9 protein-coding genes are annotated in these 9675 nt (G+C 67.7%); 5 read left to right on the top strand and 4 right to left on the bottom strand.

Going from position 1 to position 9675, the window contains the following annotated elements; genetic code table 11:
* Positions 1-962 (top strand): LacI family DNA-binding transcriptional regulator (locus tag A5708_RS13670; protein ID WP_231117909.1); only part of this gene is annotated, 962 nt, incomplete at its 5' end.
* 1 nt (position 963) lies between these two features.
* On the opposite strand, the gene A5708_RS13665 is transcribed toward A5708_RS13670, so the two are convergent.
* From A5708_RS13665 to A5708_RS13655, 3 genes are read right to left on the bottom strand one after another with little or no spacing between them, the layout of a single operon-like run.
* Entirely contained in the window at positions 964-1371 is a 408-nt protein-coding gene (locus A5708_RS13665; protein WP_065029147.1) for a Zn-ribbon domain-containing OB-fold protein, read from the bottom strand.
* A 3-nt stretch (positions 1372-1374) separates the two neighbouring features.
* Positions 1375-2583: a thiolase family protein gene (locus A5708_RS13660; protein ID WP_065029146.1), complete on the bottom strand. Its 1209-nt coding sequence runs from the start codon at positions 2581-2583 to the stop codon at positions 1375-1377.
* Positions 2584-2592: 9 nt separating this feature from the next.
* Positions 2593-4815 carry an acyl-CoA dehydrogenase gene (locus A5708_RS13655; RefSeq protein ID WP_065029149.1) on the bottom strand — a complete coding sequence of 741 codons (2223 nt, stop codon included), beginning with the start codon at positions 4813-4815 and terminating at the stop codon, positions 2593-2595.
* A 226-nt stretch (positions 4816-5041) separates the two neighbouring features.
* Here A5708_RS13655 and A5708_RS13650 point away from each other — a divergent pair, with 226 nt between their 5' ends.
* Positions 5042-5638 (top strand): TetR/AcrR family transcriptional regulator, encoded by a 597-nt coding sequence (locus A5708_RS13650; RefSeq protein ID WP_065029145.1) that lies wholly within the window; start codon positions 5042-5044, stop codon positions 5636-5638.
* Between the two features lie 5 nt (positions 5639-5643).
* Here A5708_RS13650 and A5708_RS13645 read toward each other — a convergent pair whose 3' ends face one another.
* A complete protein-coding gene (locus tag A5708_RS13645; protein WP_065029144.1) occupies positions 5644-6240 on the bottom strand; it encodes a TetR family transcriptional regulator in 597 nt (198 codons plus the stop codon).
* 62 nt (positions 6241-6302) lie between these two features.
* On the opposite strand from A5708_RS13645, the gene A5708_RS13640 reads away from it, so the two are divergent.
* The 3 genes from A5708_RS13640 to A5708_RS13630 all read left to right on the top strand — a co-directional run.
* Positions 6303-7400 carry a DUF1214 domain-containing protein gene (locus A5708_RS13640; RefSeq protein WP_065029143.1) on the top strand — a complete coding sequence of 366 codons (1098 nt, stop codon included), beginning with the start codon at positions 6303-6305 and terminating at the stop codon, positions 7398-7400.
* Positions 7397-8569: a sulfotransferase family protein gene (locus tag A5708_RS13635; protein ID WP_065029142.1), complete on the top strand. Its 1173-nt coding sequence runs from the start codon at positions 7397-7399 to the stop codon at positions 8567-8569. Before A5708_RS13640 ends, A5708_RS13635 begins: the two co-directional genes overlap by 4 nt.
* Before the next feature lie 77 nt (positions 8570-8646).
* The coding region (locus tag A5708_RS13630; protein ID WP_065029141.1) for a DUF190 domain-containing protein at positions 8647-9675 on the top strand (1029 nt) is incomplete at its 3' end.

The following is a 9675-nucleotide window of genomic DNA, read 5'->3' as shown; positions in this document are numbered from 1 at the left end:
CTGCGCGTCCGACCACCGCCGACGTGGCCCGACTGGCCAGCGTGTCCACCGCCACGGTCAGTTATGTACTCAACAACGCGCGGGGCCGCCGCATCTCCCCGGAAACCCGCGACGCGGTGTACCGCGCGGCCAAACTGCTGGGCTACCGGCCCAACCTGGCCGCCCGCAACCTCGCGCGCGGCAAGAGCGGAGTAGTGCTCTACGTGGTGCCGCACGTGGCGGTCGGCGAGATGCCGATGCAGGCCGGCAGCCGAATGACGACCGCGCTGGCCCGCGAGGGCTTTCTTCAGGTGCAGATCTTCGAGGCCGATGCTGACCAGCACGTGGTCGACGCGATCGAGAATCTGGACCCCGTCGCGGTCACCAGCCTGTTCCCGCTGAGTGCTGCCGCGCGGCAAGCCGTGACGACCGCGGGCATTCCGCATATCGAGATCGGCACACTACCCGCTCTCAAAGACCCGCATCTGTCCATCGGCGAGATGCGGGTCGATCACCTGATCGAGCGAGGCCATCGCCGGATCGCGTTCGCCTACACCGGGATTGCCCGATGGCGCCCGCTGGGCGACTACTGGTTCGAGGGTGTTTCCCGGGCGGCGCAGTTGCGCGGCCTTCCCGATTTGCGCGTCGACGAGGTCACCCTGGACAACGCCGCCGACGTGGTCGCCGGCTGGGTGGGCGACGGGGTGACCGCGGTGTGCGCACAAAGCGACGAGATCGCCTGCCTGGTCCTGTACGGCATTCATCAAGCGGGGCTGCGCTGTCCGGGCGACCTCGCGGTGATGGGCGTCGACGCCAGCCCGATGGGCATGGTGAGCACGCCACCCTTGACCACCGTGCAATTCGATCCCTGCGCGGTCGCCGACGCCGCGCTCGCCGCGGTCTTCGAGCGGCTGGGGCACCCCGCCCCGCCATCTCCCGAGCTGACCGACATCGCCCGCCTGGTGGTGCGGTCGTCGACCTAGGTCAGGCGGGCTCGTAACGCAGCAGCGTGACCTCGTGTTCGGGGTAGTCGCAGAACACCGGCTTCACCCGCATACCGACCTTCAGGCGGGCCGGGTCGACGTTGACCATCTCGGTGGAAAACCTTGGGCCCTCGTCCCATTCGACGATGGCGAGCAGCTGGGGCACGGCGTCGGCGAAATGCGGACTGACCGGGCGATGGGCCACCGTGAAGGAGTAGAGGGTCCCCATCCCGGAGATTTCCCGCCATTCCAGGTCGTCGGCCAGGGTGCGCGGCGCGCGCACCCGCGGGTAGAACACGTAGGCCTGCAGCGACGGCGAGTACTGGATGACGATGCGATGCTGCGCCAGCGCATCCCAAAACGGTGCGCTGGTCGGCGTTTTGACGGGCATCGGTCGTTCGAACTTCATCGGTCAGTCCCCTTGCAGGATCAGGGTGGTCTGCTCGGACAGGATGCCGCCGTTGCCGGACACGAAGGCCCGGTTGCAGTCGGCGATCTGCGCGGCGCCCGCGCGGCCCATGATCTGGCGGGTGGCGTCGCAGACGTGGTGCATGCCGCCGGCCAATCCCGCTTGGCCGAAGCCTAATTGGCCGCCGGCCGTGTTCAGGGGGAAGTCGCCGCGGAAGGTCAGGTCGTGGTTGGCGACGAAGTCCATGCCCTTGCCCTTCTCGCAGAAGCCCGCGTCCTCCAGCGAGAGCAACACCGTGATGGTGTAGCAGTCGTAGATCGACACCATGTCCATCTGGTCGCGGGTCAGATCGGTCATTGCGAACGCGGTGTCGGCGGCTTCCGCGATCGGTGTGTGCAGCAGATCCTCGGCATACGTCGGGGTCTTGAACGGCACGTGTTCGCCGAATCCCTTGATCCACACCGGCCGATTGCGTGACCGGGCCGCCAGGTCGGCGTTGGCGACGACCACCGCCGCGCCGCCGACGCAGGGCATGACGATCTCCAGCATGTGCAGCGGGTCGGCGATCACCGGGCTGGCCAACACGTCGTCGACGGTGAGCGGCTTGTCCTTCCAGATCGCGCCGTCGGTGTGGTTGGCGTTGACCCGGGTGTCGACGACCAGCTTGGCCATGGCCCGCTCGTCGTAGCCGTACACCGCCGCATAACGCTGGGCCACCTGGCCGTACGGGCCGTTCTGGCCGAGATTGCCGTAGGGAATTTCGAATTCGGCTTGCGGAGAGCCGTATTGGTTGCTCGACGAACCGAAATACAACGCGTCGCCCAGCGATCTGGGCTTCTTCGGCGACATCGGGGTGATGTAGCGGGCCGGCAGCGCACACAGCACCGCGTCGCAGATGCCGAGTTCGACGGCGGCGGCGGCCCGCCACACCATGGCGGCGGCGCTGGCTCCGCCGAGGTCGACGTGCTCGGCGAATCTCGCTCCCACGCCCAGGTATTCGGCGATCGTGGAGGGGACGAAGATCTCCGACTCGGCCAGGTGTGACGCGACGATCCCGTTGACGACCTCGAAGGGCAGGCCCGCGTCGTCCAGCGCGGCGGCGCCGAGTTCGGCCCACTGTTCGATAGCGAACGGCGCGGGTGTCGCCTTGGTCATGCGTTCCGGCGGCAGTTCGACGTATCCGACGATCGCGGCTTCTCCGCGTAATCCCATGCTGTGTCCTTATTTCCGGGGTAGGCCGAGAATCATCTGCGCGATGATGTTGAGCTGGATCTCCCTCGTCCCGCCGCCGATCAGCTCGGCCGGTAGATGCAGATAGGGTTCCACGACCGCGGCGTCGGGGTCGTCGACCATCGCGACCTGCCCGGTCAACTGCAGCGTGGCCTGGAAGGTCCGGCGCAGCAGCACATTCATCGCGACCTTGGCGATGCTGGACGCCGGGCCCGACGCCTGCCCGTCGAGCAGCCGGATGGTTTCGCGCACCCCGAGCGCTCGGATGGCGTTGGTGTAGGCGTCGAGCTCGCCGAGCTCACGCAAGGCGTCATCACGGTCGGGTCCGGGCTGAGCGGCGAGCCGGCGCAGCGCGATGGCCCGGTCGAACTTGACGTATCCACTGATGGCCGAACGTTCTTCGGCCATCGTCGCGATCGCGAGGCTCCAACCGTCGCCTACGCCGCCCAGCAGCATCTCGTCGGGAACGAAGACGTCGTTGAGGAACACCTCGTTGAAGTGTGCCTGCCCGGTCGCGGTCTTGATCGGCTGGATTTCGATGCCGGGCGATCGCATGTCGAGAATGAAGTACCCGATGCCGCGGTGCTTGCTGGCTTCGGGGTCGGTGCGGGCCAGCAGCGCTCCCAGGTCGGCGTACTGCGCCAACGACGTCCAGATCTTGTGGCCGTTGATCCGCCAACCGCCGTCCACCTTCGTCGCCCGGGTGGTCAGCGACGCGAGGTCGGAGCCGGCGCCCGGCTCGCTGAACAGCTGGCACCAATGAATCTCACCGCGTTGGGTCGGCGGAATTATCTTCTGCTGCAAATCTTTTGGTGCAGCGGCCATGACCGAGGGCAGGATCCACTCGGCGATGTTCAGCGATGGCCGAACCAGCCCGGGCCGCTTGGCGAACTCCTCGTCGATGATCAGCTGCTTCAGCGGATCCGCCCCAACGCCCCAGGGTGCCGGCCAGTGCGGCGCCATCAGACCGGCGTCGGCGATCAACGTGCGTTGCGGCCCGGAGGCCTGGTCCGGGTAGTCGCCATGCGGCGCGGGCTTGTCATTGCGCAATTGCGTTGCGGCATCCAGCGTCTCGGCGACCCACGACCGGAATTCCGATTCCGCGTCGCCGAGATTCACCGACATGTCGCGCGTCTGGGTGCACCCGAGCTCGCCCAGCCGCCGCGCCCAGCGATTCGCCGGACCTATCGATCCCGCCAGGCTGATGGCCCGCCGCCAGTACAGGTGCATGTCGTGTTCCCAGGTGAAGCCGATGGCCCCGAGCATCGTCAGGGCGTCGAGCACCAGGTCCGGGATCGGCGAGACCGCGATGGTCGCCGCCCCGGCCGCCGCGAGGCGGTGCTGGTCGAGCGGTTCGTCGACGGCGCGGACCGCGTCCCAGGCCGCCGCGGTGGCCAGTTCGCTGTTGACCAACAGCATGGCGGCTTGGTGTTGCAACGCCTGGAAGGTTCCGATCACCTTGCCGAACTGTTCTCGGATGCGTAAGTGCGCGGTGACCGCCTCGACGCACCATTGCGCAACGCCGGCCAGCGTGCTGGCCACCAGAGCCACGGCAACGCACCGCGCACGGTCGGGGTCGATGCCGCCGAGGACTTCCGACTCGGTCGCGGGGTAGTCGTCGAGTCGGAGGGTGCCGGCGTCGGCGACGAGGTCGGTGCCGGTAACGGGTTCGACTGTGGCCGCACGGTTTTCGGGGTCCACCAGCAGCCAGACGACTTCGCCGTCATCACTGTGGGCACCGAGCAGGATCGTACGCGCCGCACACACTCCCTGGGTGACCCGCGAGGTGCCGGTGACCAGCCACCGCCCGCCGTCCAAGCGCGCAGAAAGGTTGTCGTCGGGAAGCACGATCGCCGCGGTGGCGCCGGACGCCAGGTCACGCAGGAATGATTCTGCGGGCGGTGTCGGTTCCGCGAGCAACGCGACGGCTCCGGCGGTCACCGTCGGCAACAGCGGTCCCGGCAGCAGCGACTTGCCCGCCGATTCCAGGACGCAGGCGGCGTCGATCGGCCCTCCGCCCTGGCCGCCGAGGCCTTCGGGCAGATGCACGGCATGAAAACCGTTGGCGACCAATGCATCCCACCAACCGGGCACGCGTCCGGCCGCGAGGTCGTCGAAGCTCTCCCGCGTCGCGGCGATGGGAGCATTGCGGGCGGCGAACTGCGCTACGGCGTCGCTGAGCTCCTGCTGCTCCGGACTCAGTCCCAGGGTCACGAGGACGGCCGAGAGATAACTGGCGTGGGCCGCACGGACTGCTATCCTTTCGCCTCTGATGGCGGCGACCGGCTGCGCCCGGCCGTTGCCGCGCTTGCGATCGCCCGCGTACAAGACGGACCGTCTCGTCTTGTGGAAGACTACCGGCGCGAGTCAGGATATGTAAAGCGCGCCCGATCCCCGGCGACGGCTTTCGACCTGAGTTCGCAGAAGCGAGGACCACCAGATGCCAACCGATCTGAGCGGGGTGAACGCGCCGGCGGGCTCGCCCAGGAGGCGCAGCGAAAAGTCCCGCACGGCCATCGTCACCGCGACGCGCGAACTGCTGCTCGAGCGCGGGTTCGACGGGCTGACCATCGAGGCGGTCGCCGCGCGCGCCGGGGTGGGCAAGCAGACCATCTACCGGTGGTGGCCCACCCGCCCCGCGCTGGTCGCCGATGTGATGCTCGAAGACGCCGACAAGCTGCTGGCATCGGTCAATCACACCGGCAACCTCAGCGCCGATCTGGTCGGCTGGGTCGGCAAGCTGTTCGCCAGCCTGACGACGCCGCGGGGTGCGGCCATGCTGCGAACACTGACCGTCGCCTGCATGGAACATGAGGACACCGCGGTCAAGCTGCGCGCCGGATTCAGCGCGCCCCTGCATGACAGTGTGCGGGCCCGGCTGCTGGCCGACGGCATCACCGAAGCCAATGCCGAATCGGCGGCGGACGCGATCGTCGGCGGGGTGGTGTACCCGATCCTGTCGGGTGCGCAGCCGTACTCGCGCCGGCGAGCCGAGCGAACCACCCGGCTCATCGTGGCAGCCCTCACCGAAAGCTGAGCGGCTCAGCCGATCGTGAGCGCGGCCAGGCCCTGACCTACCCGGTCGGGCAAGGAGCCCCCGTGGCTCAGCCAGTCGTCGAGCGCGATGCGCACCGCCGCCATCGCCAGCGCGCCGATCAGCCGCGGGCGCGGGTCCTGCGCGGTCAGCCCTGGCATCCGCGGAGCGATGAGTTCGGCGATCGCCAGCTCGTAGCGCACATAGATGTGCAGTGTCCACGCGTCCAGCGTTTCGGATGACCTTGTCAGCGTGGCCAATTCACGGATCTGCGGCTCGATCTCGGCGGAGCCGCGGCCCAGTTCACCGAACGCACCGATCACGGCCTCGATGGCGGTCAGCTGCGGCGGCTGGGCGGCCAGCGCCGCGGTGATCCGGTCCAGCCAGTGTGCGTTCATGCCCTCGGCGACGGCGTCTTCCTTGGAGTTGAAATAGCGGAAGAACGTCGCCCGACCGATATCGGCGGTGTCGGCGATGCGGTCGACGGTGGCCCCGGCCAGGCCGCGGCTCGCAACCAGCTGGGCTGCGGCCGTGGCGATGCGCTGTCGCGTCGCCGCCCGCTTGCGCTCGGCCAGCGATGGCGTCGCGGACGCTGCACCAGACATGTCCCCACCCTGTTTCTTGCGAATCGACACGAAACTGTAAGACATAGTCTTAGCATGAGACGATGTCTCAGATAGCCGATTCGGCCGACCAGCCGGCCCCGGAAGCGCGTGCCGCGTGGCAGTTCGTCCAGGAAATGCTGAGTGACGTCACCAAGATCGTGACCGAGGACGCCGAGTCGGAGCGGGAACTGGCCGAGGGTCTGCGCGTGCTCGCCCGGGTGTCGTCGTTGTGTGCGCAGATGACGGTCGAGTCCGACCCCGAGCGGCCGTCGTTTTTCGATATGTGTTCGGAGAACCGGATGATCGGGGGTCCCAACCCCGACGGCAACTACTACCTGGCGATGATCCGCGGCGACCGCCGCTACCGGATCACCGGATCCCGCGGCTCCAGTGCCTACCTCGGGTTCCAGATTCTGGCCGGCACCGGACTCACCCCACGGCGGATGGCAGGTTACGTCAGCGACGTCGACCTCACGCTCAGCTCGGGGAAATTCGCGCTGGTGCTCTCGGCCGACGAACCGTCCGATCTGGCCGGCGCCCAGTGGGTGCAGATCCCCGACGACGCCTCGTCGGTGGTCGTCCGCGAATACATCGGCGACCGGGCCGGCGAGGAATTGGCCACCCTGAGCATCGAGGCGCTGGACCCCGGCCCGGTGACGACGCTGACCGACGACGAGCTCGCCGACCAGTTCACCGCGATGGCGTGGTCGCTGATGAAACTCGCGACGTTGCACCGCACCATCAAGCCCGAACTCCTGCAAACGCCGAACACCCTGCTGACGGCCGAGGCCGCCGATCTGGGTGCGGCGGACACCACGCCGGACAACCTGTACATGATGGGTACCTTCCGGCTCGAACCCGGCCAGGCCCTCGTCCTCGACATCGCGCCGCCCGACACCCGGTACTGGAACGTCACGCTGGAAAGCATCTGGCACGAATGCCTCGAGCCGCGTCGTCGGCACAGCTCGGTGACGAATCGCGGCGTCCAGCCCGATCCCGACGGGCGAGTACGGGTCGCAATCTCCGCGCAAGACTTCGGGTTTGGCCATTGGCTCGACACCGGCGGCCGTCATCGTGGCTTCGTCGTCCTGCGCTGGCTGGACAATCCGAGCCCGCCCGAGGTCACCGTGTCGGTGCGCGAAGCCCAGGAGCGGAAATGACATTGCAGGACCGATTCGCCCCCGAACGGCTGATCGCGGCCGCCTGCGAGGAAGTCGGCAGCGACGACTTCGGCGACGAGGGCTGGCGGTCCGGGCTGCACCGGGTCACCGACGGGCTGATCAACGACGCGCGGCTGTCCGATATCGGCGTCGAGATCGCTCACCTCGACCTGATGCGGACGTTGAAGAACCGGCTCGGCGTAATCGCTTGGCGCAAACAACATCCCGAGATCGCCGCCGAGGAGGTCAAGGCGCCGATCTTCATCGTCGGCCAGCCTCGCACCGGCACCACGATCCTCTACGACCTGCTCGCCCAGGACCCCGAGCTGCGCGCGCCGCTGACCTGGGAGGTCGACGAGCCGTGTCCGGTGCCGCGGCCCGAGACCTACCGCACCGATCCGCGGATCGCCCAGACCCAGGCCAGCATCGACCTTTCCGAGCAGATCATGCCCGGCTTCCTGGCCTTTCATCCGATGGGCGCGCTGGTCGGCCAGGAGTGCGTGCGCATCACCGCGGCCGAGTTCGTCAGCATGATCTTCTCGGTGCAGTACCGGCTGCCGAGTTACTACCGGTGGCTGATGTATGAGGCCGACCACGCGGGCGCCTACCGCTTCCACCGAAACTTTCTGCAGCACTTGCAGTCTGGTGTGCCCGGCCAGTGGTTGTTGAAATCGCCTGCGCACCTGTGGCAGCTGGATGCGCTGCTGGCCGAATACCCCGACGCGCTGATCGTGCAGACCCACCGTGATCCGCTCAACGTCATCTCGTCGATCGCCGCGCTGACCCACCACCTGCGCCGGATGTGCAGCGACGAATCCAGCATCGCTGAGTGCGCGGCGCAGTCCTACAAGGAGATCGTCGTGGGCCTGGAGCGTGAGATGGCGCTGCGGGCCGGCGGCGCGGTTCCCGCGGGCCGGGTGATCGACGTCCAATTCGCGGATTTCATGACGGATCCGTGGACCACGATCAAAGACATCTACGAGCGGTTGGACCGCGAGCTGCGGCCCGATGCCGAGCAGAAGATGCGCGACTTCCTGGCCTCTCACCCGTCGGATGGCGGGCGCGGCCGGTACACCTGGTCGGATACCGGGCTGGACGCCGTGGAGGTACGCGAGCGGGTGAGCGCCTACCAGGATCGCTACGGGGTACCGACCGAACAGCTGCGCTGACATCGGTCACGTCGAACACCGCTGCGGCGCTTGGTGTCTGCGAGCGGTAGGCTCGCCGAGAGGCGACGGGAGCGGCGATGGACGATTGCCTGAAGCTCACCACCTATTTGGCCGAGCGCAGGCGGACCGGGGACAGCTTTGTCTCCGATGTGCTGCTCGGTTTGTACGCACAGCACCACGTCGCGTGCGGTGTCCTGCTGCGCGGCATCGGCGGGTTCGGCACCGGTCACTATCTGCGCACCGACGAGTCCCTGACGTTGTCGGAGGACCCGCCGGTGGCGATCATCGCGGTCGACACGCGAGCAAAGATCGAGTCCCTGCTCGACCCGGTGCTGTCGGTCAAGCAGCGCGGTCTGGTCACCCTGGAGCGCGCTCGGCTGCTCCACGAGCACATCGGGACCCCACAGCTGCCCGAGGATCTGCGCGAGGCGGTCAAGTTGACGATTTACGTCGGCCGCAAGCAACGCGTCAACGGCTCACCCGCCTACATCGCCCTCTGCGATCTGATGCACCGGCTCGGCCTCGCCGGCGCCACGGTGCTGCTCGGGGTCGACGGTGTGTCGCACGGAGAACGCCAGCGCGCCAACTTCTTTGGGCGCAACGCCGACGTTCCGATGATGATCGTTGCCGTCGGATCCGGCCAGCGCATCGGTCGGGTGTTACCGGAGCTTGGCGGCTTGCTCCGTAGGCCGATGTTCACCCTCGAACGGGTTCGCGTGTGCAAGCGCGACGGTCAGTTGCTGGAACCACCGCATGCGCTGCCCGGGGTGGACGAACACGGCCTGCCGCTGTGGCAGAAATTGACCGTCTACACCTCCGAGGCGGCCCACCACGGCGGTGCACCGATTCACCGCGCGATCGTCCAGCGGCTGCGCCAGGCCAAGACCGCGGACGGCGCGACGGTGCTGCGCGGCGTCTGGGGTTTTCACGGCGATCACCAACCCCACGGCGACAAACTACTCTCGCTGACCCGCCGCGTGCCCGTCGTCACCATCGTGATCGACACCCCGGCCAACATCGCCGAATCCTTTGCCGTCATCGACGAATTGACGCGCGACGAGGGCCTGGTGACCAGCGAGATGGTGCCCGCTCTGGTGTCCGACGAA

Origin of the sequence: Mycobacterium colombiense (assembly GCF_001672755.1) — a bacterium.
Lineage (GTDB): Bacteria > Actinomycetota > Actinomycetes > Mycobacteriales > Mycobacteriaceae > Mycobacterium > Mycobacterium colombiense_C.
Note: the sequence above shows the minus strand (reverse complement) of the source record. Positions and strands in the feature narration are given on the sequence as shown.

Coding starts and splice junctions, on each gene's coding strand:
- A5708_RS13665 (WP_065029147.1), bottom strand. CDS start 1,371: ATGAAGTTCGAACGACCGATGCCCGTCAAAACGCCGACCAGCGCACCG.
- A5708_RS13660 (WP_065029146.1), bottom strand. CDS start 2,583: ATGGGATTACGCGGAGAAGCCGCGATCGTCGGATACGTCGAACTGCCG.
- A5708_RS13650 (WP_065029145.1), top strand. CDS start 5,042: ATGCCAACCGATCTGAGCGGGGTGAACGCGCCGGCGGGCTCGCCCAGG.
- A5708_RS13645 (WP_065029144.1), bottom strand. CDS start 6,240: ATGTCTGGTGCAGCGTCCGCGACGCCATCGCTGGCCGAGCGCAAGCGG.
- A5708_RS13640 (WP_065029143.1), top strand. CDS start 6,303: ATGTCTCAGATAGCCGATTCGGCCGACCAGCCGGCCCCGGAAGCGCGT.
- A5708_RS13635 (WP_065029142.1), top strand. CDS start 7,397: ATGACATTGCAGGACCGATTCGCCCCCGAACGGCTGATCGCGGCCGCC.